The following is a 24,261-nucleotide window of genomic DNA, read 5'->3' as shown; positions in this document are numbered from 1 at the left end:
ACAAAAAGGCCCGCACTTCGCAGTGCAGGCCCGGGAATGCGATGCGCGGGGAGCGCGCGCTAGTCGCCGGCCTGCTCGAGGCGGGGCTGGGTATTGCGGTTGTTGTTGGACGCGGCGGGGCACGGCCGTCCAAGCGCTGCCATGGCGCCCGGTCGGGCGGACGAGTGGCGACGTCGGGCGTGGCGTGCGGGCATGGACCGATCCTGGGGCAGCGTGGCCCGCGCTTGCAAGCGGGCGGTCGAATGGGTGAACGTGCGCCACGGCCCGCGCCGACCACGGCACGCGGCGCGGGGCATGCCCGCTGGAACCGGGGGAGCGGCGGATGGCACGTTGGATCAAACGGGGGGCGCTGGCCCTGCTGGGCTTCGTCCTGCTGGCATCGCTGGCGGGCTGGCTGGCAATGCGCGAGAGCCTTCCCGTGCTGGACGGCGACCGCCCACTGGCGGGCCTGGCCTCGGCGGCCAGCGTGCACCGCGATGCGATCGGCGTGGTCACCATCGACGCCGGCAGCCGGGTCGACGCCATGCGGGCGCTGGGCTGGGTGCACGCGCAGGAGCGCTACTTCGAGATGGACCTGCTGCGCCGCACCGCCGCGGGCGAGCTGGCCGCGCTGTTCGGCCCGCGCGCCCTCGACCACGACCGCGAGAAGCGGATGCACCGGATGCGGGCCCGGGCCGAGGCCGGGCTGGAATCGATCGCCATCGCCCATCGCCAGGAAGCCCGGGCGTATGTCGCGGGGGTCAACGCCGGCCTCGCGGACCTGGCCGCCCAACCATGGCCGTACCTGCTGCTGCGGCGGGGGCCCGAGCCGTGGCGCCCGGCCGACTCGTCGCTGGTCGGCTACGCGATGTATTTCGACCTGCAGGACGAGCGAAACGCGCGCGAACTGGGACTGCTGCGCGTCCGCCCGCACCTGCCGCCGGCCTTGTACGACCTGCTGGCCCACGATGGCAGCCAGTGGGATGCGCCGGTGCAGGGCGCGGCGCGCGGCCCGGCCCGCCTGCCCGGTCCGGAGGCGCTCGACCTGCGCGCGCTGCCGGCGCCGCCCACCGGCGACACCGGCGACGCCGAGCCACCGTTCGCGCGGGGCAGCAACAACTTCGCGGTATCCGGTGCGTTGACCTCGCACGGCGGGGCGATGGTCGCCGACGACATGCATCTGGGCCTGCGCGCGCCCAACATCTGGTTCCGCGTGCGCCTGCGCTACCCCGACCCCGGCGCGCCCGGTGGCCGCGTCGACGTCACCGGCTTCAGCCTGCCCGGCCTTCCGGGCGTGGTGGTGGGCAGCAACGGCCACGTGGCCTGGGGATTCACCAACAGCTACGGCGACTGGGCCGACTGGCGGCGCGAGCCGGGGTGCGCGACCGACTGCCCCACTGCACGGACGCACGTCGAGCGTATCGAGGTCGCAGGCGGCGACGCGGTCGAACTGGAGGTGCGCGAGACCGACTGGGGCCCCCTGCTGCACGAAACCCCCGACGGCGATGCGCTGGCGCTGCGCTGGGCGGCGCACCTGCCCGGGTCGCTCGACCTGGGGGTGCTCGACTTCGCGCAGGCAGGCTCGCTGGACGCCCTGTTCGCCGCCGCCGACGCCGCCGCCATTCCCGCCCAGAACCTGGTCGCGGGTGACCGTTCCGGGCGCATCGGCTGGCGGGTACTGGGGCCGATGCCGACCGGCCCGCGTTGCGACCACGACCCGCCGCCGGGCACTGGCCCAGCCGGGCCGGATGCCGTCGCTGCCGGCACCTGCGTCCCGTGGGCGCTGTCGAGCCGGGGCAACCCGGCCGTGGTCGACCCGCCCGGCCAGCGCCTGTGGACCGCCAACAGCCGGGTGGTCGATGGCGATGCACTGGCGGCCATCGGCGATGGCGGTTACGTCATGGGCGTGCGCGCCTGGATGATCCGCCAACAGTTGCAGGCGAGGGAACGCTTCGAGGAAGAGGACCTGCTGGCGATCCAGCTCGACGACCGCGCGTTGTTCCTTGAACGGTGGTGGCGCCTGCTGCAGGAACGCGCGGCGGTCGCCGGCACGCCCGCGCTGCAGGCACTGGCCACGGCGGACCCCGCCTGGCCCGCTCGCGCCGCCGGCGACACCGCCAGCTATCGGCTGGTGCGCGGTTGGCGGTACATGGTGCATGCGCGCATTGCCCGGGGGCTGCTGGCACCGGCGCGCGCCGCGCTGGGGGCCGACGTTCCGATGCCCGACCTGCCGCAGCTGGAAGGCGTCGCCTGGCCCCTGGTGACCCAGCGGCCGGCGCACCTGTTGCCGGTTGCATTCGACAGCTGGGATGCGCTGCTGGAAGACGCCGCGCGCGAAATCCTGGACGATCTCGGCGACCGCGGCCCGCTGGCCGGGCGAACGTGGGCCGAGCGCAACACCGCGGCGATCTGCCATCCGCTGGCCCCCGCCATTCCGCTGCTTGGCGAGCGCCTGTTGTGCATGCCACGCGAGCCGCTCGCCGGCGACACCCTCACCCCGCGCGCACAGTCGTCCAGTGCCGGCGCCTCGCAGCGGATGGTGGTGTCCCCGGGACGCGAATCCCACGGCATCGCGCACATGCCCGGCGGCCAGAGTGGCCACCCGCTGTCACCCTTCTGGGGCGCCGGCCACGACGACTGGGTACACGGCCGGCCGACGCCGTTCCTGCCGGGCGAGACCCGACACACGCTGCGCCTGGTGCCGCCCACGAGGCGCTGATCGTGCAGGAGCGGCTCCAGCCGCGGCCGCGGATTTCGAATTCGACTGTAGGAGCGACGTAAGTCGCGATCCGCAGCGTCGTCCCTTGTCGTGGTCGCGACTTACGTCGCTCCTACAGGGGTTCCTGAAAACGTGCGTTCGCGGCTGAAGCCGCTCCTACGTGGCAGCCGATGGGACGAGCATCTTCCCGATCAGCGCCAGGTAGAGGCCCGGCAGGGCCTCGAGGTCGGCGACGCTGACGTGTTCGTCGACCTGGTGGATGCTCGCGTTCACCGGCCCGATCTCGATGCACTGGGTCCCCAGCGGGGCGATGAAACGCGCATCGGAGGTGCCGCCGCCGGTGCTCTCTTCGGGCTGCTGGCCACGATGCGCCGCCAGCACCTCGCGCGCCGCCTTCCGCAAAGCGCCTTCCGGGGTGTGGAACGGCTCGCCGCTGCGGTGCCAGTGCACCGTGTAGTCCAGTCCATTGGCACGCAGGACCGCCTCGCATTCGCGCTCCAGCGCCTCGGCCGTCCATGTAGGGTTGAAGCGAAGGTTGAACTGCACCTCCAGCACCCCCGGGATCACGTTGTTGGCGCCGGTCCCCGCGGTGATGTTGCTGACCTGCAGGCTGGTGGGGGGAAATGTTTCGTAACCCTGGTCCCAGCTGCGTGCGGTGAGCTCGGCCAGCGCCGGCAACGCCAGGTGCACCGGGTTGCGCGCATTCTCCGGGTAGGCGACGTGGCCCTGCACGCCGCGCACCTGCAGCCGGGCGGACAGGCTGCCGCGCCGGCCGACCCGCAGCAGGTCGCCCAGTGCCCGGGTTGAGGACGGCTCGCCGGTGATGCACCAGTCGAGCCGCTCGCCACGCCCACGGAACACCTCGGCGACACGGCGCACGCCGTCGATCGCGTCGCCCTCCTCGTCGGACGTCAGCAGGACCGCCAGCCGTCCTGCGGGCTGCGGGTTGGCAGCGGCGAAGCGCTCTGCGGCCACCACGAAGGCCGCCACGCTGCCTTTCATGTCCGCCGCGCCGCGCCCGTACAGCATGCCGTCGCGCACCTCGGGTACGAAGGGGTCGCTGGCCCACGCCTCCCTGGGTCCCGGCGGCACCACGTCGGTGTGGCCCAGCAGCAGGAGCGTGGGCGCAGCGGCATCGCCGAACGTGGCGTAGAGGTTGTCGACCTCGCCCAGGCGGATGTGCTCGCAGCGGAATCCGGCAGCTTGCAGCCGACCGGCCACCAGGGCCTGGCAGCCCGCGTCGTCCGGAGTGACCGAAGGGCGGGCGATGAGGTCGCAGGTGAGGTCGAGCACGTCACTCATGGGCAGTTTTTTCGTGGGTCGTCGTTGGATCTGGCGCGTTACTGGACGTCGAACCGCTTCTTGAAGCCGTTGTCCGAGAACCCCTGCGTCACGGTTGCGTCGTCGGTCACGACCACGGGACGCCGGATCAACTGCGGGTACTCCTTCAACAGCAGGTTCCACTCCGCGTCCGAGCCGGGCGACTTGCGGTTGCCGGGCAGCGTGCGCCACGTGGTCGAGGACTTGTTGATCATCGCGTCCCAGCCGCCCAGCGCATCACGCCACTGCGCCAGGGTCTGTGGCCGCTGGCGCTGGTCGCGGTAGTCGACGAACGCGTGCTCGACCCCGAACCGGTCCAGCCACTTGCGCGCCTTGCGGCAGGTATCGCAGTTGGACAGGCCGTAGAGCGTGGTCGCCATGCCCTACTCCGCCAGGCCGCGCAGCAGGTCGTTGATGCTGGTCTTGCTGCGCGTCCTGGCATCCACCTGCTTGACGATCACCGCGCAGTACAGCGAGTGCGTGCCGTCGGCCGACGGCAGCTGGCCCGACACCACCACGCTGTAGGGCGGGATGCGGCCGTAGCTGACCTCACCGGTGGCGCGGTTGTAGATGCGGGTGGACTGGCCGAGGAACACGCCCATGCCGATCACGCTGTGGTGGCCGACGATGACGCCTTCGACCACTTCCGACCGTGCGCCGATGAAACAGTGGTCCTCGATGATGGTCGGGGTGGCCTGCAGCGGCTCGAGCACGCCGCCAATCCCGGCGCCGCCGGACAAGTGGCAGTGCTTGCCGATTTGCGCACACGAACCGACCGTCGCCCAGGTGTCCACCATGGTGCCCTCGCCGACGTGCGCGCCGATGTTGACGAAGCTGGGCATCAGCACGACGTCGCGGCCGACGTGGCTGCCACGGCGGACGATCGCGCCGGGCACCACGCGCGCGCCCAGCTTGCGGAACGCGGCCTCGTCGAACTCGGCGAAGCGCGCCGGCACCTTGTCCCAGAACGGCGAGGGGTAGGACTCGACCAGCTCCATGTCCTGGGTGCGGAAGTACAACAGCACCGCCTTCTTCAGCCACTCGTTGACGGACCAGCCGCCCTCGCCGTCGGGCTCGGCGACGCGGAACTCGCCGCTTTCCAGCCCTTCGATGGCACGCTCGACCGCCGGGCGGGTCGAGCCTTCCACCTCGTCGGAGGTCAGCATCGACCGGCGCTCGAACGCGCTTTCGATCAGGAACCTGAGCTCGTCGTGCGCAGCGGCCTTGCCCGATTTGCGCGGGGCCGGCGCGGCCTTCGGCGCGGTGGCCTTGCCGCTGGCGACGCGCTTGGCGCTGGCCTTGGGTGCAGGTGACTCGGGCGCGGGCACCTTGCGTCCGGGAACCTTCTTCACCGCAGCCTTGCCCGACCCGGCGGCGGCCGACGGGCGCTTGGCCGGCGCTGCGCTGCCACCCTTGCCCTTGCCCTTGCCCAGGCCCGTCGCGGATTTGGCCGTGCGGGTCTTCGGACCGGCCTTCTTGCGCGGCTTGCTGGAACTCATGTGCCTTCTCCTTCGAAACAATCCAGCAGCGCTTCGCGCAGCGCCTGCTGCCTGGGTTCATCGAGCCGGAGGCCCTTGCCCTCCGGGTCGGACGTGGTCAGCTGGAACACATCCTCGGCGCGCTCGCCGAAGGTGGCGATGCGCGCGTCATGCACGCGCAGCGACTGGTTGCGCAGCAGCGCGGCAACCTCGGCCAGCAGGCCGGGACGGTCGGTGCAGACGAAGCTCAACGTCGTGCGGCCCTCGCCACCTTCATCGAAAGCGACCTGCGGCGGGATGCGGAAATGCCGGAGGTGGCGCGGCTGGGTGCGGCGCGCGGGGCGGATCCCGTCGAGGGGTCCATCGAGCGCGGCCGCCAGCTTTCGTTCCACCTCGTCGGCGGTGGGCGTGTAGCGCGGGTCGGAGGGAATCACCTCGAACGTATCGAAGATGGTGCCCTGCGGGCCGTCCAGCACGCGCGCCTGCAGGATCGCCAGCCCAAGGCGGTCGAGCTTGGCGACGATCGCGGCGAACAGACCATCACGGTTGGGGGAATGGACGAACACTTCCAGCGCGCCGGCCTGGGCCGTCACCGGCCGCGCCCGCACCCGGGTGTCCCCGGGCCCGACCCCGCGCAGGGCGACGGCCTGCCACGCCAGCTGGTCGGGGCGCCCCCTCTGGAAACCGGTATCGGGCATCCGCGCGAACATCGCCTCGATCGCCGCGTCGTCATGGCCCAGTGCCGACAGCATCGCGTGGGTGGTCTCGCGGATCTCGACGATCCGCTCCTCCAGCGCCACCGGGTGCTCGAGCCCGCGTCGCATCGCCAGGCGGGTGGCGGTGTAGAGGTCGGCCATCAGCCGGTCCTTCCACGCATTCCACAGCTTGGGCGAGGTGCCGGCAATGTCGGCGCAGGTCAGCAGGTAGAGGTGGTCCAGGTGCTCGCGGTCGGCGACCTTGGCCGCGAAGCGATGGATCACCTCCGGCTCGGTGATGTCCTCCTTCTGGGCGGTTCGCGACATCAGCAGGTGCTGGCGCACCAGCCATTCGACCATCGCGGTGTCGGGCGCCGACAGGCCGACGGCTTCGCAGAACTCGCGCGCGTCGTCACCGCCCAGTTCGGAGTGGTCGCCGCCGCGGCCCTTGGCGATGTCGTGGAACAGGCCGGCCAGCAACAGCAGTTCCGGCTTGCGCAGGCGCGGCCAGACCTCGTGCGCCATCGAGAACCGCTCGTCGCGCTCGCCCGAGGCGAACGCGGCGAGGTTCTTGAGCACGGCCAGCGTGTGCTGGTCGACGGTGTAGACATGGAACAGGTCGAACTGCATGCGCCCGGACACCCGCGCGAACGCGGGGATCCATCGCCCCAGCACGCCCAGGCGCGCCATGCGGGTCAGCGTCTGCACCGGTTGCGGGCCACGCAACAGGCGCACGAAGCGCTGTCGCAGGTCGACGTCGGCCTGCTTGAACCCGGGCAGGCGCGGCAACGCCTCGGCCAGCTCGCGCGCGGTGTGCGAATGCAGCCCCCGGACCGATTCGCCGTGCGCGGCCCAGGTCGCGAACAGGTCGAACACGTCGCCCAGTTCGCGCGGCCATTGCTCCGACGATGCCGCCAGGTAGCCGCGGCGAAGGTCGAAGCGCTCGTCGATCGGCGCCGGTTCCGCCTCGCCCTCCAGCTGTTCCTCGAACCGCTGCAGCAGGCGCTCGCCGATGCGCAGCACGACCGCCGCGCTGCGGTAGAAGCCCTGCATCATCTGCTCGACGGCCAGCGTCTCGCCGGTGTCCTCGAAACCCAGGCGGGCCGCGAGCGGCTTCTGGTAGTCGAACCGCAGCCGCTCCTCGCGCTTGTCGGCGACCAGGTGCAGGCCAAAGCGCAACCGCGACAGCGCACGGCGTTCCCGCTCCAGGCTGCTGACCTCGTCGGCCCCCAGCTGGCCGAAGGCCACCAGCGCCTCCAGGTCGGCGGTGCCGATGATGCGAAGCGCCATCCAGTGCAGCGTCTGCACGTCGCGCAGGCCGCCGGGGCCTTCCTTCAGGTTGGGCTCGAGGTTGTCGGACGTGTCGCCGTAGCGGGCGTGGCGGTCGCGCAGTTCGCGGCTCTTGGCCTCGAAGAAGTCCTGCGGCGGCCACACCAGCCGCGGCGAGGCGGCGGTCTGCAGCTCCCGCCGCTCCAGCTCGTTGGCCGCCAGCGGGCGCGCCTCCAGCAGGGCGGTCAGCACGCTGAGGTCGTCGCGTGACGCCTCGGTGCACTGGTCCAGCGAACGCACCGCATGGCCCACCGGCAGCCCGGCGTCCCACAGCACCGCGAAGAAGCGGGCCAGCGCATCGGCGCAGGCGCGGGATGCCTCGGGCTCGGCCAGCACCAGCAGGTCCACGTCCGATTGCGGAAACAGCTCGCCGCGCCCGTAACCGCCCACCGCGAACAGCGCCAGTGGCGCTTCCGGCGGGATGCAGCGTTGCCAGGCGGCCTGCACGTGGCCGTCGACCACGGCGGCACGCTCGGCCAGCAGCCGGTCGACCTCGGCCCCCTGGTCGAACCGCGCCGCGAAGCCGGCATCGGCCTCGGCCAGCTGCTCGCGCACCTGCCCCGCCCAGGCGGAGTCGTCAGGCCCGGGGTGTCGCTCCGCCCCGACTGCCGCGGGGGCGGCGTCTCCGGCGTCGCCCGGGTTCATAGGTCGTTGTCGTCGCCCGGCAACCGGGTGAGGACCTCGACGCCGTCGTCGGTCACCACCACCGTGTGTTCCCACTGCGCGGACAACTTGCGGTCCTTGGTGACCACGGTCCAGCCATCGGGCAGCAGCCGGGTGTGGCGCGCGCCTTCGTTGATCATGGGTTCGATGGTGAAGGTCATGCCGGGCTTGAGCACCACGCCTTCGCCCGCGCGGCCGTAGTGCAGTACCTGCGGCTCCTCGTGGTAGATCTGGCCGATGCCGTGGCCGCAGTACTCGCGCACGACGCTGAAACGCTCGCCTTCCGCGTACTGCTGGATGGCGGCCCCGATGTCGCCCAGCGTCGCGCCCGGGCGCACGGTACGGATGCCGCGGAACATGGCCTCGCGGGTCACGTCGACCAGGCGCCGGGCCATCACCGATGGGGTGCCGGCGAAATACATGCGGCTGGTGTCCCCGTGCCAGCCGTCCTTGATGACGGTGACGTCGATGTTGACGATGTCGCCGTCCTTCAGGACCTTGGCCTCGCTGGGGATGCCATGGCAGATGACGTTGTTGACCGACGTGCAGACCGTCTTGGGGAAGCCCTTGTAGCCCACGTTGGCAGGCACCGCCTGCTGCACGTTGACGATGTGGTCGTGGCAGATGCGGTCCAGCTCCTCGGTCGTCACCCCCGGCTTCACGTGCGGGGCGACGACCTGCAGCACCTCGGCGGCCAGGCGGCCGGCGACGCGCATCTTCTCGATGTCCTCGGGGGATTTGATGGTGATCGGCATCCGGCCATTATCGCCGATGCGCCCGTGGGTGTGGGATGGCGGGGTCCGGCTGGGCGGGGTGTCGGGATTCGCCACGGATTCTCACGATTGGACACCGAGCGCGGTCGACGCCCCCCCCACGGCACGCGGGACGGAAAGATCACCGCCCCGGCCCACCGCCGCTGAACCAGCAAAGGCCTGCCCGCGCTGCCACCACGCCCGGTCGCCCCCCCCTGCGCCACTGTCCATGCCATCAAGGCCCATGCCGCTTCCGATTGCCCCGCGCGCCGCGACCCGCTAGACTTCCGCGGCTGACCCGGGCCCCGTGCCTGCCAGCCGCCAACACCGGGCGTCACCGGTGAATACACACCCGCTGCAATACCCCGTGCCGGGGTGTCCCACCAGGCCTTGCCTGCCGGGATCTGGCCACGAGGCAGCGGGGAGGCCCAACCCCGGAACCCCGCCACGGCCCCGTGCCGCGGCAGCCGCCCTCACAACCCTGGCGGCCGGTTCCATTGCCTGGAGTTCAACACGATGTCCCAGATCACCATGCGCCAGATGCTGGAGGCCGGTGTCCACTTCGGCCACCAGACCCGCTACTGGAACCCGAAGATGGGTCCGTACATCTTCGGCGCCCGCGGCAAGATCCACATCATCAACCTCGAGAAGACCGTCCCGTTGTTCAACGACGCGATGAACTTCCTCTCGGGTATCGCCCAGAAGCGCGGCATGATCCTGTTCCTCGGCACCAAGCGCTCGGCGCGCGAGTCGATCAAGGAAGAGGCCGAGCGCTGCGGCATGCCGTACATGAACCAGCGTTGGCTGGGCGGCACGCTGACCAACTTCGCCACGGTCAAGAAGTCCGTGCAGCGCCTGAAGGAGCTGGAAGCGGCCGAGACCGACGGCACCTTCGAGAAGCTGGTCAAGCACGAAGTGCTGGGCCTGCGCCGCGAGCGCGACAAGAAGCTCGCATCGCTGGGCGGCATCAAGGAAATGAACCGGCTGCCCGACGCGCTGTTCGTGATCGACATCGGCCACGAGGACATCGCGATCAAGGAAGCCAAGAAGCTCGGCATCCCGGTCGTGGCCGTGGTCGACACCAACTACGATCCGGAACTGGTGGACTACGCGATCCCCGGCAACGACGACGCCATCCGCGCCGTGCAGCTGTACGCCCGCGCCGCCGCCGACGCCGTGCTGGAAGGCAAGGCCGCCGCCCCGACCCCGGGCAGCGTGCGCGAAGAGGACTTCTCCGAGTCCGGCGACGAGTCGGGCAAGTCCGCCCGCCGTGCGCCGGCCAAGAAGGCCGCCGCCAAGAAGGCCGACGAGCCGACCGCCGATGCCGGGGCCGCTCCGGCGGACGTCAAGGCCGACGCCGCACCCGCCGATGCCAAGGTCGACGAGTCCAAGGCCGACGACGCAAAGGCCGACGAGACCAAGTCCGCCGAGTAAGACACGTGCCACGCGGCCGCGCCATCGTGCGCGGTCGCGTTCCAGCTCTTTTGTAGGAGCGACGTAAGTCGCGATCCGGATTTCCCGCCGGCGCCGGTGATCGCGACTTACGTCGCTCCTACAACATCACCAATACCGAGGTAGATCCCCATGGCTGAAATCACCGCATCCCAGGTGAAGGAACTGCGCGAGCGCACCGGCGCCGGCATGATGGAGTGCAAGAAGGCGCTCACCGAGAACAACGGCGACATCGACACCGCGGCCGAGTGGCTGCGCAAGTCCGGCCTGGCCAAGGCCGACAAGAAGGCCAGCCGGGTCGCCGCCGAGGGCCGCATCGCCGCCGCCCAGGCCGACGGCAAGGGCGTGCTGGTCGAGATCAACTCCGAGACCGACTTCGTCGCCAAGGACGAGAACTTCGTCGCCTTCACCGAGTCCGTGGCCAATGCCGCGCTGTCCGCCAACGACGTCGACGCGCTCAAGGCCACCAAGCTGGCCTCGGGCGAGTCGGTCGAAGAGACGCGCTCGGCCCTGATCGCCAAGGTCGGCGAGAACGTACAAGTCCGCCGCATGGCGCGCATCGACAGCGCCAACACCATCGGCACCTATGTCCACGGCGGCCGCATCGGCGTGCTGGTCGAGGTCAAGAACGGCAACCCGGAGCTGGCCCGTGGCCTGGCGATGCACGTCGCGGCAATGAACCCGCCGTACATCTCGCCGGTCCATGTCCCGGCGGACTTCGTCGCCAAGGAAAAGGAAATCGCCCTGGCCCAGGTCAAGGACACCGGCAAGCCGGCCGAGATCCTGGAGAAGATGATTTCCGGCAAGGTCACCAAGACCGTGAACGAGCTGTGCCTGACCGGCCAGCCCTACGTCATGGACACCAACCAGACCGTCGAGGCCGCGCTGAAGGCGGCGGGCGCCGAGGTGTTGCAGTTCGTGCGACTGGCGGTTGGCGAAGGCATCGAGAAGCAGGCCGACGACTTCCACGCCGAAGTCATGAAGCAGGCCGGACTGGCGTAAGCCACGCCTGCCCTTGCAGTACCGGAAGAGGCCGCGGATTCCCGCGGCCTTTTTTGTTGCAGGTGTCGTGTACCGGCGCGGCCTGTGTTGCGGCCCGTACTGCGCCGTGCAGCAACGGCTCAGGCCGCGATCCAGACTCGAGCGGCGCGCGTGCGCTCCCGCCAAACCCCCTCCACGAAGCTTCAGGCAGGAACGACGTCAGTCACGACACGCGAGCCTGATCACCCGGCACCCGGCGCACCCATGTGCGCCGGGGACTGGATAAGGCAGGAGAGGTTCCGGCCGCAATCGACCGCCTTGCAGTGTCGCGCCTGCAGGAGCCACATGGTTTCCTGTGCGTGCAGGTGCGAGGGCTGTCCCGCTCGCGACTTGAATCGCTCCTGCGGGAACGGGTGAAGCCGCTCCTGCAAGGCGTCATTGGGCGGGCAGATCAGTGCATTCCCCCAAAAAAAAAGCTCCCGGCGCGGCGGACCCCGAAGTTCCGCCTGCACCGGGAGCCGACCCTCCCTGGTCGATGGCGCCAATCCCTGGCACCACCCCGGGCGAATGCTTCCGCCCGACCCCTGTTACGCGGGGTGCGTCAAAAACGAGTCGCGATCAGAAACGCATCGAGAAGCGGGCGTTGAGCCCGTGGTCGCGCGCTTCGTCGGCGTACTGGCCGCTGTAGGTCAACTCGAACAGGCTCGACTCGCCGACCCGGGCACCGAAGCCCAGTTCAGCGACGGTGGCGCCGTCTGCCAGCGGCGCGCCGCGGACGACGAACGCATCGCCGCCCTGCCAGGCCACCGTGGCAGCCGGCGAGAGGTCGCCGGTGGCATCGCGGTAGCCCAGGCCGCCACGCAGGCTGAGCCAGCTCTGCTCCTGCTGCGCACCCTTGAGGTTGAGGTTGAAGCGCACACCTGCGGTGGCCAGCCCGATGTCGCCCTCGGTGCCCGTGCCGCGAAGCGCGGTCACGCCACCCTCTTCCTGGAAGCCGTCGATCTCGTACGAGACATGGGCGTACTGCAGGTAGGGCTCGATCTCCCACGCATTGGCAGCGAACCGGTAGCCCGCTTCGATGAACGCCTGGGTCGACTGCGTGTCGTACTCGACATGGGTCTGGTCCTGCACGCCCGGGAAGGCAACCGTGCGCTGCACGTCCACCTCGCCCTGCGCGTGGGTCACGCCCATCCTCAGGCCCAGCCCGCCCCATGCCTGGCCGGCGTAGAGGCCGACGTGGCGGCCGATGATGTCGCCGTCGGTGCCACGGCCGTCGACGGACATGTCGTTGCGGTCCATGCCACCCAGGACGCCCACGCGCCAGCCATTGGCGAAGCGGTAGTCGACACCCAGCAGGGTGGCATTGCCGCTGTAGTCAACCCGGCCGGCATTGCCGTCGGTCTGGAGCGTGCCGCCGCTGCGAAGCACTTCGATCCACGCCGCCGGACCCGCCTCGCCCGTGGCCATCGGTGCGAACGCGCCGGTGCCGGCCTGCGACCGTGCCAGCGCCGCCTCGCGCACATGGCGCTGGCTGTCCACCAGCACCGACTGCGCGCTGGCGTGCAACTCACCGCTCAGGCTGTCCAGCGCAGGCAACGCCTGCTCCGGGAACAGCTGCGTCAGGCGCTGCGCGAGCACATGGTCCATCGCCAGCGCGTCCGCGCTGGCGCCGACCGCACGCTGGTTGGCGGTAACGGCAGCATCGGCCAGTGCCATGCCACGCACCACGTCGAGTGCGACGTAGTCCGTGCCGTAGACCAGGTTGAAGTCCAGGAACGGGGAGATCGACGACGAGTCCACGGTGCCGAACGCGCCGCTGACACCACCGTCGGCCGACAGGAACTCGTAGTACTGGCCCAGCAGGTACGAGCCGGGCACCTGCGCGATCTGCAGGGTGCCACCCGCCAGCGTGGCGGTGCCCGTGGCGTACAGCAGGTCGGATTCGTCCGAGTCGAGCTCCAGCTCGAAGATCGAGCTGGACGACAGGTCCAGGTCGCCATCGATCGTCAGCGTGCCGAGCGAGACGCCCGGTGCGATGGCGCCGGTGACGACGGTGTCGCCCAGCGTGCCGGTGCCCAGCAAGCGACCGTCGACGCCGACGTGGGTGCTGCCGCCCACCTGCTGGCCATAGACCAGCGCCGAACCGTCGGTCACCAGCAGGTCGGTGTCGAGCAGCGACCCGTTGAGGATCAACGCGCCGCCGTCGACTTCGACGTTGCCCGACAGCGCGTTCTCACCGTCAAGCTCCAGGATGCCTTCGGCGATGGTGGCACCGTTGAAGCTGTTGTCGCCGCTCAGCCTCAGCCAGCCGATGCCCGACTTGGTCAGCCGGCCCGGGCCACCGATGTCGTTGGTCCAGTCGTCCCACGCCAGGCCTTCCCAGACCTTGGCGCCGCCGGCACGACTGTTCATGACCACGTCGGTGTCGACGCGGAACTGGCCGTAGCCTTCGATGGCCTTCTGCAGGTCCAGCAGGCCCCAGCCGTAGATGGCGTCAACGCCTTCCTCGCCCAGGTCGCGGGCGGTGGTCAGCAGGATGTCGCGGATCTGCGGGTTGTCCAGGTACGGGTACCGCTCCATCAACAGCGCCAGCGCGCCGGTGATGTGCGGCGCCGCCATGGAGGTGCCGGTCAGGTCGCCGTGGCCGTACTCGGGGTTCTCTGACGTGATGTCCAGGCCCACGACGTTGCCCTCGTCGTCATACACGACTTCGCCCTCGATCCCGCCACCCACGACGGTCGAGGTGATGTCGGTGCCCGGCGCCGCGATGCACCAGTCCATCGACAGCCCGCAGGTGCTGGAGCTGCCGTCGATCTCGCCGGTCTGGTTGACGTTGACGACGCTGAGCCAGTACTTCTCGGCGTCCGGCACCCAGCGCGGCAGGGTGGCGTAGAGGCCGGCGATGTTGCCGGAGGCATTGCCCGCGGCCCATACCTGGATCATTCCGTCCCGGATGCCGGCATTCGTGAAGATCGACAGGTACTCGGCCACGCCCGGCGCGTTGTACAACCAGTCCATGTCCTCGGCCGTGGTCGGCTCCTGGGACAGGCCCCAACTGTGGTTGATCGCACGCACGCCCTGCGCGGCCATCTGCGCGAACACGTCGGCGAACGCCGCATCGCCCGGGCCGATCGAGTACGACTCGCCACCCCAGCCCAGCAGCGCATCGAGGTCCATGTAGCTGTTGGAGAACATGCGCGCAGCGGTCAGGTCCGCGCCGAACGCGACGCCGTGCGAACCCTGTCCGTTGCGGTTGGCGGCAATGGTGCCGGCCACGTGCGTGCCGTGGGTGTTGTAGGCAAAGCCGGCCCACGACTCCAGGATCTCGTCGGCATCGGGGATGAGGTAGCCGATGTCGATCAGGAACTGGATGAACGCGCGGTCTTCGTCGGTGTAGTGGAAGTAGTCGATGCCGGGCTGGTCGCCGTCCGCCATGTAGCAGGCGTCGGGACCATTGAGGGCGATGCGGTTCTCGCAGCCCGGGTCCGCCATGCGGATGCCGCGGTGGTCGCCGTTGGCGAAGTCGCCATGCCCGAACGCAGAACCTCCGTCGATCACGCCGATGCGCACGCCACGCCCGGTCAGGCCGCGCGCATACGCATGGTGCGCACCGATTACCCCGAGCCCCCAGTCGGCATTGAACTCGTCGGTCTTCCAGCTGTCGGCATCACCGACCTGGCCCTGTTCGTCGTACTGCGGGCCCTGCTGCGCCACCGCGACGCCCATGCTGCCCAGCAGCAGTGCGCCGACGATCGCCCTGGACAATGCGGAACGTACATGTCCACGCGAACCGCGGTGTGCTGCCGAACCCTTCTGCTTGCGCTGCATCTGTAACCCTCTCCCCTGTTTCAACATGGCCGGCGTGTTCGCCGGCGGCGTCGGCCCGCTCGTGGAGCAGGCATCGGGAGTGGTAACGCAACGGCCACGCCACCCCCCTACCCCGGGGTTCGTCGGCTTTGCGGTGTGCGGCCCGGGTCAGAAGCGCCGAAGCAGGCTCAGCAGGAGGAAGCGCCCGCGCGGGTCGTCCTGCGCGATGTCGTAGCCGCCACGGTCGATTTCGAAATCCACCGGGGTACGGTCACCCAGGTCGCGGATGTTCAGGGCGACGCGCCAGTCGGGCCAGCCGGTATAGGCCAGGTCCAGGTCGAAGGTGGTACGGGCCGGCGTTGTGCAGCGCCCGGCTTCGCGATTTGCACGGGGGCACCCGGCTCCCGGGCCACCGACCTGCACCGGACCCAGCGCCCGCGCTGACACCGTCGCCTGCCAGCCGCTGCGACGCCATTGCAACGATGCCAGTGCGCTGTGGGTGGGCGCGGCGTATCCGGCATGGTCCAGTCGGGGCGCGCCGGGCACCGATTCCCGCTCCAGCCGGTCAAGGTAATGCGCCGCCAGGCGCGCGGTGAATCCCGAGCGGGCGGTTTCCCACTGCCCTTGCAGGTCGAGCTCCCAGCCGCGCACGTCGGTCATCCCGACGTTGGCGAAATAGGCATCCAGGCCGACCAGGCGGCCCAGTTCGTCGCGCACGACGGAAAGCGGGAACGCCGCCGGATCGTCCGAGGCGCTTCCCGGCAGGATCTCGTTGCTGCGGCGGATGCGGAAGTAGTCGACGCTCGCGCTCAGGTGGCCGGCCGGCGCCCACACAAGACCGAAGGTGTGGCTGCGCGATGTCTCCGGCTGGAGGTGCGGGTTGTCGCGGGCGCTGCGCCCCACCAGGCAGTAGCGCTCATCCGGTCCGAATGCGAACACGTACGCGCAAGGGGCAAGCCCGGGGGTTTCCCGCACCAGGTCCAGCTCGTCGACGACGCTGGGCCGGCGCGTCTCGAACAGCGACGGCGCGCGGTACCCGGTGGCCCCTGCCGCTCGCAGGGTGAGCCTGTCCATCGGGCTCCATTTGATTCCGATCTTGGGCGACCAGCGGCGGCCGTATCCCTCGCGCTGGTCCACCCGTGCGGCAACGTCCATCTGCAGGCGCGGCGAGAACGGCAGGTTGACCTCGGCGTACACGCCGCCGCCGCGCTGCTGGCTGTCCACCGGCACCTTCTGCGGGCCCAGTGCGATGTCCTGGTCGACCATCAGCGGGTCCGGGCGGTGCTCCAGCACGTCGCGCAGCAGCTCCAGGCCGGCCGCCACCCGAACCGGCCCGCCCGGCAACGAGAACCATGTGCCATGGACATCGAACCCGGCCTGCTGCAGCGTCGCTTCGCCGCGCACCGTGATGGGAGGCGACAGGGAGGCCAGCAGCCCGGGCGAGTTGTGCGTGCCGTCGAACCTGTACCCGCCCGCATCGGTCACGCGGTCGAATTGGGTGTAGCGCAGCAATCCCTCGATGCGGCTGTCGACGCGGTTGCGATGGTGGGAGATCGACGCGTTCCAGCCCCACTCGCCCCGCCAGCCCGAAAGCGCCACCGTGCCGTCCAGCGTGCGCGTGTCCCCGTGGCTGCGCACCGGGCCGATGTCGAAGAACGCGTAATCCAGGTCGGCGCCCGGCCAATGGTCCGGGTGGTTCTCCGGCAGGCTTACCCGCGCATGGAACGGCGCGTTGCTCAGGGTCTGGCTGGCGTGGCCGGCGCGCAGGTCGACGGAGAGGTCTATGGCGTCGGTGAGGGGCCGGTCGACGTGCCCGTACAGCGACCATCGCCGGCTGGAAGGCTGCAGGCTGGTGTAGGCCGGGATGTCGAGCAGGCAGTCGTCCGCCACGTCGGCCGGTGCATGCGCGCACTGGCGCTTGACCAGGTTGAAGTCGTAGTCGCGGTAACCCAGCGGGATCCGCCGGTCCCCCAGCCCGTGGCGGCGCAGGTCCATGGTCCGCCATTCGCGCGCCGCACCGAGCAGCTCGTCGCGCTGGAGCACGTCCATGCCCAACACGGCGTGGCCGGCAGGCCCGGTATCGAAGCCATGGCTGACCGCAAGGCGGGACTCGCGTGCATCGCCCCGCGAGGACTGCCCGTGCCGGACCACGGCCTCGCCCCCGTCCTGCCGCTTGCGCAGGATGATGTTGACGACGCCCGCCATGGCGTCGGCCCCGTAGGTGGCCGAAGCCCCGCCGCGCAGGATCTCGACCCGTTCGACGATGGTCAGCGGTATCGCGTCCAGGTCGGCCAGGCCGCCCAGTTCCGAGGAGATCAGGCCGTAGTTCGCCACCCGGCGGCCGTCGACCAGGAACAACGTCGCCCGCGGGCCCAGGGCGTTGAGGCTGGTGGTGGCAGCGGCCGCGAACGGCTGCTGGATGCCCGACCCGCCATCGGACGCCACCGCTACCGGGTGGTGGCCGAGCATGCCGGGCTGGGTCCGCAGCAATTCGAACAGCGTCTGGTGGCCGCTGGCCTCGATCTCTTCGCGGCTGATCAGGGTTACCGGGGACGGTGTCAGCGTGCCGATGTCGCTACGCGGGATGTGGGTGCCGGTGACGAACACCGTGGGGATAGGCACCGGCACGTGGACGGGCGCCTTGGGCCGGGCGGGCGCAGGCGCAGCCCGCGCCTTTGCAACCCGCGTTCCCAGCACGTAGGTGTTGGCGTTGACCACCTGGACGGTCAGCCCGGCCGCGCCGGCGAGTTTGCGCAATGCCTCACCGGGCGCGAGTGTGCCCTTCAGCGCCCTGGCCCGTCGTCCACGGACCACGTCGGGGGGGTACAGCAACTGCAGCCCGGCCTGCGTGGCCAGCCGCTCCAGTGCCAGGCCCAGGTCCCCGGCGGGAATGTCGAATGCGACCCGCGCGGGCGGCACTCGACCGTCGCCCCCCGCGCCCAGGGCGGGCGTCGGAGTGGTCAAGCCGGCAACCAGGAGCACACCGGAAATGGCGAGCGCGACGCGGGACCAGGCCATTAACGGGGCACGGGAAAAGCAGGTCCCGCACCATACGAGAGCCCCTGCGGACGCGCAACGATGAACGGGCTTCTCGCTGCGGTGTGGGCGAGGCGCGCCTGCAATGCGGTCCGGCGCGGTGCGGTGCGATTCGGTGCGACGCCCCGCGACGCGGTGACGGCAACTGAAGGCCCAGCCCGCCGTGGGGGCCGTGCCTTGGCTACCCGGCCGGCGGGTACAGGACGATGTGGCCGTCCCGCGCCGGACGGGGACGCAGCGACCAGCCGCGCTCAAGCGCCGCCACCAGTGCGGCCTGGTCGTGCATGTGGAACACGCCGCTGACGCGGATGTCCCCCAGCGCGGGGTCGGCAAGCCGTACCTGGGTGGTGGAGTAGCGGTTCATCTCCTCCAGCAGGCTGGACAACGGGCGCTGCTGGAAAACCAGCTCGCCCTTGGGCCACCCAACCGCGGACGCCTGGTCCATCGCTGCGACTTCGCCCAACCGGCCCTCGGCGGACAGCGCAACCTGCTGGCCGGGCGCAAGGGTGATGCTGTCGCGACCGGTGCCGCTGACCACGACTACGCCGTCCACCAGCGCGACCTGGCTCGCGTCCCCGCGACGGGCGACCTGGAAGGTGGTGCCGATGTCGCGCACCACGCCTGCACCCACTTCAACCCGGAACGGCCGCGCGGGATCGCGTCCGACCTCGAACTGCACCCGCCCCTGCTCGACCACCACCGCCCTGGCATCCACGCCGAAGCGGACCCGTACCCGGGAATCGGTGTCCAGCACCATGCGGGTGCCGTCCTCCAGCACCACCTGCCGCTGCTCGCCCACCGCGGTGGCATGTGCGACGGATTCCTCGACGGGCGCCGCGACCGGGCGCAGGGTCCACCAGGCCGCGCCGGCGGCAATCGCCAGGGTGGCCGCGACGGCCGCCAGCCGGCCCACGATCCCCGCACTGCGGGGCGCTGCGGCACTGCGACGCGCCCGGCGCGCGGCGGCGCGCAGCAGCTCGTCGCCCTCCAGAGCGGCTGCCTCCCGGTGCAGCCGCTCCATTTCCAGGTACGCCGACAGGTGCGACGGCGACTCGGCAAGCCAGTCCTCGAACGCAGCGCGCTCGGCCGGCTCACACTCGGGGGACTCCAACCGGGCCAGCCAGTGCGCGGCGTCATTCGCGACCCGATCGGGCGCGGACATGGGGTTCATCGGTCGCCTCCTTGGCGGTGGTGCTGGGCCAGGCGCTCGCGCAACAGACGCAGCGCACGGCCGATGTTCTTCTCGACCGCCTTGACGGAAATGCCGCAGTGCCGGGCGATGGCCGGGTAACTCATGCCCTCGATCCGGTTGAGCAGGTACACCTCGCGGCAGCGATCGGGCAGTTGCAGGATCGCGGCCCTGACGTCTTCCAGCGCCTGCTGGGATGCCAGGCGCTCTTCGTGCGGGGGCTCGTCCGAGGGCATGGCATCGTGCTCGCCGTCCAGGCTCACGTGCAGCGGCGCACCCCGGCTGCGCTCGCGACGCGCGCGGTCCAGCATCACGTTGGTGGCAATCCGGTACATCAAGGCCTTGAGCTGGTCCTGCGGGTAGGCGCGGTAGCGCAGCATCCGCACCAAAGCCTCCTGGGCGATGTCCTTGGCATCCTCCTCGGGCACGCGCCGGCACAGGTAACCGACCAGGATCGGGCGCTGGGCCTGCACGAAGGCCTCGAACCCGTCGCCGGCGGCCTCGCCTGCCGCGTAGGGCCTCACGCGCCCCGCCCCGGGACCGATATGGCCGGGACGATGGCGACAAAGCGCAAGGGCATGCAGGTCGACAGCAGCAGGAACTCCCGGCTCGGGCCGCGCCCGGAGCGCGAAGGTGGAGGACATCGCGGGGCTCATGGCCGCCAACCCGGCCGGCGCGACCCGGGCGTCTTGTAACACGTGCGCAACCACTCCCGCGCAACCACCGGCCTTGCCGCTGCGCGATTGCCGGAGTGGATGCAGCGTGCGATGCCTGACATGGACAGTGGAACGCAACTCGTGGCCGCCCCCCTACCTCGGCTAGACTTCCGGGGTTTGCCCACGCCAGAGAATCGCCATGTCCCAGCTCGCCTACCGCCGCGTCCTGTTGAAGCTGTCCGGCGAGGCATTGATGGGCCAGGAGGACTACGGCATCGATCCCAAGGTGATCGAACGCCTGGCGCACGAGGTGATCGAAGCCCAGCAGGCCGGTGCCGAGATCGCGCTGGTGGTGGGCGGTGGCAACATCTTCCGCGGCGCGGGGCTGGCCGCCGGCGGCATGGACCGCGTCACCGGCGACCACATGGGCATGCTGGCCACGGTCATCAACGCGCTGGCGATGCAGGACGCGCTCGAAAAACTGGGCGGCAAGGCCCGGGTGATGAGCGCGATCAAGATCAACGACGTGTGCGAGGACTACATCCGCCGCCGGGCCATCCGCCACCTGGAGAAAGGCCGGCTGGTGGTGTTTGCCGCCGGCACCGGCAATCCGTTCTTCACCACCGACTCGGGCGCCGCGCTGCGGGCGATCGAGATCGGCGCGGACCTGCTGCTGAAGGCCACCAAGGTCGATGGCATCTACGACCGCGACCCCAAGAAGCATCCCGACGCGGTCCGCTACGACCGCCTGAGCTACGACGAGGTGCTGGCACGCAATCTCCAGGTCATGGACACCGCGGCCTTCGCGCTGGCCCGCGACAGCGAGCTGCCGCTTCGGATCTTCGACATGGGCCAGCCGGGCGTCCTGCTGCGCATCCTGCGCGGCGAGGAAATCGGCACGCTGGTGCGCGGACGCGGCTGAGCCCCGCCGGGGAGGCACGCGTCGCGTCCACGCGGGGCATGCCAGCATGCGCCCCATGCATCTCCACCATGGTCCCCCCGGCCACCATTCGCATGGCCACGACGGCGGCACCCGCGCTTTCGCAGCGGTGACCCTGCTCAACCTGGCATTCACCGCGGTAGAGGCCGGGTACGGCTTCGCGACCGGTTCGCTGGCACTGCTCACCGATGCCCTGCACAACCTGGGCGACGTGCTGGGACTGGCGCTGGCATGGGCCGCAGCGGTGCTGGCCCGGCGGCCGCCACGCGGACGCCACACCTACGGCTGGCGCCGCGCCACGTTGCTGTCGCCGCTGGCCAATGCATTGCTGCTGGTCGCGTTTTCCGGTGCGCTGGGGTGGGAAGCGATCCGCCGGATCGGCGATCCCCCCGAGATCCCGGCGCTGACGGTCGTGGTGGTGGCCGCGCTCGGCATCGGGGTCAACCTGGGAGCGGCGTGGCTGGTGCGCGGTGGAGAAGCCCACGACCTCAACCGCCGTGGCGCGTTCCTCCACCTGATGGCCGATGCGGCCGTCTCGGCAGCCGCTGTGGTCGCCGGCCTGGGGATGTGGTGGCTGGGCTGGGCATGGCTGGATCCGGCGGTGGCACTGCTGATCGGCGCCGTCGTGGCGTTCAGCGCCTTCGGCCTGCTGCGCGAGAGCCTGGCCGCGACCATGGATGCAGTCCCGCGCGGGATCGACGCCGGGGACGTGCGCGCCTTCCTTGGACGGCAGCCGGGCGTCGCGGCGGTCCACCACGTCCACATCTGGCCGCTGGGTGCCGGTGACATCGCGCTGACCGCGCACGTCGTGCGCCATTGCGACAGCGGGCACGACGCCTTCATCGCCCGGACCGTGGGCGAACTGTCGGAACGCTTCGGCATCACCCACCCCACGCTGCAGGTCGAACACGGGGACGGCTGCGGGGACGCGTCGCAGGACTGAGGCCGCCGCGGGCCACGGTGGAGGCAGGGAGGCTGCAGTGGGGTCGTTCCGAAGTGCCGTCGCCGGCCCGCTGCGGGTCCCGGGCCGGGAGCCGCCGGCTATAATCCCGCGATTACCGTCATTGGACCGGAGCCGGCGATGCTCAACGAGATCAAGAAAGATGCCCAGACGCGCATGGCCAAGAGCGTGGAGGCCTTCCGCCACGACCTGACCAAGGTACGCACCGGGCGCGCGTCCACCGCCCTGGTCGAACACCTGAAGGTCAATTACTACGGCTCCGACATGCCGCTGTCGCAGGTCGCCAGCGTGGCCGTCACCGACGCGCGCTCGCTGACCATCACGCCGTGGGAAAAGCCGATGGTCTCCGCGGTGGAGAAGGCGATCCTGGCCTCCGACCTGGGCCTGACGCCCAACACCGCCGGCACGGTGATCCGAATCAACCTGCCCGCGCTCACCGAGGAGCGCCGCAAGGAGCTCTCCAAGCACGTCCACGCCGGTGGCGAGGACGCGAAGGTGGCCATCCGCAACATCCGCCGCGACGCCAACCACCAGGTCAAGGAACTGCTCAAGGACAAGCAGGTGACCGAGGACGACGTGCGCCGCACCGAGGACGACATCCAGAAGCTGACCGACTCGGCCATCAAGGACGTGGACGAGGTGGTGAAAGCCAAGGAGCAGGAACTGCTGGCGGTCTGAGGGTCGACCAGGCCCCATGCCCGCTTCCGGTCCAACCCCCGGCACGCCACGCATCCCCCGCCACGTCGCCGTCATCATGGATGGCAACGGCCGCTGGGCCGAGCGCCGGCACCGGCCGCGTGCCATCGGCCACCGCGCGGGCGCACGGGCGGTCAACACCTGCATCGACTTCTGCCTGGCGCATGGCATTGGTGCGCTGACCCTGTTCGCCTTCTCCAGCGAGAACTGGGGGCGGCCTGAAGACGAGGTCGGGGCCCTGATGAAGCTGTTCCTGAACGCGCTGGACCGCGAGGTCGAGGAACTCCACCGGCGCGGCGTGCGCGTGCGCTTCATCGGCCAGCGCGACCGCTTCGGTCCCGCCCTGGTCGAGCGCATGCGGGCGGCCGAGGAGCTGACCGGCGGCAACACACAGCTGGCCCTCAACATCGCGGCCAGCTACGGCGGCCACTGGGACATCGCCCAGGCGGCGCGATCGCTGGCCCGCGAGGTCGCGGCGGGACGGCTGGACCCGGAGGCGATCGACGAGGCCCTGCTGGGCGAGCGTGTCTGCCTGGCCGACCTGCCCGCCCCCGACCTGTTCATCCGCACCGGGGGCGAGCAGCGCATCAGCAATTTCCTGTTGTGGCAGCTGGCGTATTCCGAATTGTGGTTCACCGATGCCTTGTGGCCCGAGCTGGATGCCGCCACCCTGCAACGCGCGCTGGATGATTTCGCCTCGCGCGAGCGCCGTTACGGCCTGACCGGCGCACAGGTGGCCGGCCGCCCCGAAGAGACTCCCGAATGACCCGAACCCGCGTCCTCGCCGCCCTGGTCATGGCCCCCGTGGCCATCCTGGGCATCCTGTTCCTGCCCACCGAATGGATGGTGCTGCTGGCGGCGCTGATGTTCCTGGCGGGGCTGTGGGAGTGGCTCGAACTGGCGGAAATCGATGACGCGCTGGCGCGCACCGTGCTGCTGGTGGCCAACCTGGCGATGATGGTCGCGATCGTCTGGGGCTCGCGCGGCCCCTCGGGCTTCAGCCTCGTGCTGCTGCAGGTGGCCACGCTGGTCGGCGTGGTGTGGTGGCTGCTGGCACTGTTCTGGCTCGGGCGTCCGCGCTTCGCCAGCGACCACGACACCCACGCGCGGGTGTTCAAGCTGGCAGCCGGCTCGTTGGCGGTGGTGCCGGCGTGGTGCGCGCTGGCATGGATCCACGCCGAGGAGCCCAACGGCCACTACTGGCTGCTGGCTGCGCTGGGCGTGGTCTGGGCCGCCGATACCGGCGCGTACTTCACCGGCCGAAAGTTAGGGCGACACAAGCTGGCGCCCAACATCAGCCCCAACAAGACCGTAGAGGGCATGGCCGGTGGCGTCATCGCCGGTGTCGCCGCGGGCACGCTGCTGGGCCTGCTGGCTGGCGCCACCCCGGACCAGCTGCCCTGGGTGGCGCTGGTGGCCATGGCCGCGGCGCTGGCATCGGTGGTCGGCGACCTGTTCGAGAGCCTGCTCAAGCGGCATGCCGGGGTGAAGGACTCCGGTAACCTGATCCCCGGCCACGGCGGCATCCTGGACCGCATCGACGGCGTGCTCGCCGCGCTTCCGGTGTTCGCGCTCGGCAAAGCCGTCGTCGGCTTCTGATGCGGCGGG

General features: G+C 70.4%; 17 protein-coding genes. 8 read left to right on the top strand and 9 right to left on the bottom strand.

Annotation, left to right across the window (positions count from 1 at the left end; all coding sequences use genetic code 11):
• Positions 1 to 322: 322 nt before the first annotated feature.
• A complete protein-coding gene (locus ACJQWL_RS08620) occupies positions 323 to 2,698 on the top strand; it encodes a penicillin acylase family protein (RefSeq protein ID WP_411300837.1) in 2,376 nt (791 codons plus the stop codon).
• A gap of 156 nt (positions 2,699 to 2,854) precedes the next feature.
• Here ACJQWL_RS08620 and dapE read toward each other — a convergent pair whose 3' ends face one another.
• From dapE to map, 5 genes are read right to left on the bottom strand one after another with little or no spacing between them, the layout of a single operon-like run.
• Positions 2,855 to 4,000: a succinyl-diaminopimelate desuccinylase gene (gene dapE, locus ACJQWL_RS08615; protein WP_330969619.1), complete on the bottom strand. Its 1,146-nt coding sequence runs from the start codon at positions 3,998 to 4,000 to the stop codon at positions 2,855 to 2,857.
• Between the two features lie 38 nt (positions 4,001 to 4,038).
• Positions 4,039 to 4,398, bottom strand: a complete 360-nt coding sequence (locus ACJQWL_RS08610; RefSeq protein WP_330969620.1) for a Spx/MgsR family RNA polymerase-binding regulatory protein — start codon at positions 4,396 to 4,398, stop codon at positions 4,039 to 4,041.
• Positions 4,399 to 4,401: 3 nt separating this feature from the next.
• Positions 4,402 to 5,517 carry a 2,3,4,5-tetrahydropyridine-2,6-dicarboxylate N-succinyltransferase gene (dapD, locus tag ACJQWL_RS08605; RefSeq protein ID WP_330969621.1) on the bottom strand — a complete coding sequence of 372 codons (1,116 nt, stop codon included), beginning with the start codon at positions 5,515 to 5,517 and terminating at the stop codon, positions 4,402 to 4,404.
• Entirely contained in the window at positions 5,514 to 8,165 is a 2,652-nt protein-coding gene (glnD, locus tag ACJQWL_RS08600) for a [protein-PII] uridylyltransferase (protein WP_330969622.1), read from the bottom strand. Before glnD ends, dapD begins: the two co-directional genes overlap by 4 nt.
• Positions 8,162 to 8,938, bottom strand: coding sequence for a type I methionyl aminopeptidase (map, locus tag ACJQWL_RS08595; protein ID WP_330969623.1), 777 nt, complete (start codon positions 8,936 to 8,938; stop codon positions 8,162 to 8,164). The genes glnD and map overlap by 4 nt, the downstream gene beginning before the upstream one ends.
• Positions 8,939 to 9,451: 513 nt before the next feature.
• Here map and rpsB point away from each other — a divergent pair.
• Together rpsB and tsf are read left to right on the top strand one after the other, a co-directional pair.
• Entirely contained in the window at positions 9,452 to 10,369 is a 918-nt protein-coding gene (gene rpsB / locus ACJQWL_RS08590) for a 30S ribosomal protein S2 (protein ID WP_330969624.1), read from the top strand.
• A gap of 150 nt (positions 10,370 to 10,519) precedes the next feature.
• Complete coding sequence (gene tsf / locus ACJQWL_RS08585; protein ID WP_330969625.1) at positions 10,520 to 11,389, top strand: translation elongation factor Ts; 870 nt, start codon at positions 10,520 to 10,522, stop codon at positions 11,387 to 11,389.
• A gap of 597 nt (positions 11,390 to 11,986) precedes the next feature.
• On the opposite strand, the gene ACJQWL_RS08580 is transcribed toward tsf, so the two are convergent.
• From ACJQWL_RS08580 to ACJQWL_RS08565, 4 genes are all read right to left on the bottom strand, one after another.
• Positions 11,987 to 15,133, bottom strand: coding sequence for an autotransporter domain-containing protein (locus ACJQWL_RS08580; RefSeq protein WP_330969626.1), 3,147 nt, complete (start codon positions 15,131 to 15,133; stop codon positions 11,987 to 11,989).
• Between the two features lie 210 nt (positions 15,134 to 15,343).
• Positions 15,344 to 18,139 (bottom strand): TonB-dependent receptor domain-containing protein, encoded by a 2,796-nt coding sequence (locus tag ACJQWL_RS08575; RefSeq protein ID WP_411300836.1) that lies wholly within the window; start codon positions 18,137 to 18,139, stop codon positions 15,344 to 15,346.
• Between the two features lie 253 nt (positions 18,140 to 18,392).
• Positions 18,393 to 19,382, bottom strand: coding sequence for a FecR family protein (locus ACJQWL_RS08570; protein ID WP_411300835.1), 990 nt, complete (start codon positions 19,380 to 19,382; stop codon positions 18,393 to 18,395).
• Positions 19,379 to 19,924 (bottom strand): RNA polymerase sigma factor, encoded by a 546-nt coding sequence (locus ACJQWL_RS08565; protein ID WP_411300834.1) that lies wholly within the window; start codon positions 19,922 to 19,924, stop codon positions 19,379 to 19,381. Before ACJQWL_RS08565 ends, ACJQWL_RS08570 begins: the two co-directional genes overlap by 4 nt.
• Positions 19,925 to 20,255: 331 nt before the next feature.
• Here ACJQWL_RS08565 and pyrH point away from each other — a divergent pair, with 331 nt between their 5' ends.
• From pyrH to ACJQWL_RS08540, 5 genes are all read left to right on the top strand, one after another.
• The gene (pyrH, locus tag ACJQWL_RS08560; protein ID WP_330969669.1) at positions 20,256 to 20,978 is read left to right on the top strand and encodes a UMP kinase; all 723 of its coding nucleotides are present in this window, start codon (positions 20,256 to 20,258) and stop codon (positions 20,976 to 20,978) included.
• 55 nt (positions 20,979 to 21,033) lie between these two features.
• On the top strand, positions 21,034 to 21,939 hold the full coding sequence (locus ACJQWL_RS08555; protein WP_411300833.1) for a cation diffusion facilitator family transporter: 906 nt from the start codon (positions 21,034 to 21,036) through the stop codon (positions 21,937 to 21,939).
• 138 nt (positions 21,940 to 22,077) lie between these two features.
• Complete coding sequence (gene frr / locus ACJQWL_RS08550) at positions 22,078 to 22,635, top strand: ribosome recycling factor (protein WP_330969671.1); 558 nt, start codon at positions 22,078 to 22,080, stop codon at positions 22,633 to 22,635.
• Positions 22,636 to 22,651: 16 nt separating this feature from the next.
• Positions 22,652 to 23,419 (top strand): polyprenyl diphosphate synthase, encoded by a 768-nt coding sequence (gene uppS / locus ACJQWL_RS08545; protein ID WP_330969672.1) that lies wholly within the window; start codon positions 22,652 to 22,654, stop codon positions 23,417 to 23,419.
• On the top strand, positions 23,416 to 24,252 hold the full coding sequence (locus ACJQWL_RS08540) for a phosphatidate cytidylyltransferase (RefSeq protein WP_330969673.1): 837 nt from the start codon (positions 23,416 to 23,418) through the stop codon (positions 24,250 to 24,252). The genes uppS and ACJQWL_RS08540 overlap by 4 nt, the downstream gene beginning before the upstream one ends.
• Positions 24,253 to 24,261 lie beyond the last annotated feature (9 nt).

It is taken from the genome of Novilysobacter viscosus (assembly GCF_046600715.1).
GTDB classification, from domain to species: Bacteria; Pseudomonadota; Gammaproteobacteria; order Xanthomonadales; family Xanthomonadaceae; genus Lysobacter_C; species Lysobacter_C viscosus.
This window is presented reverse-complemented; position numbering and strand designations above follow the sequence as displayed.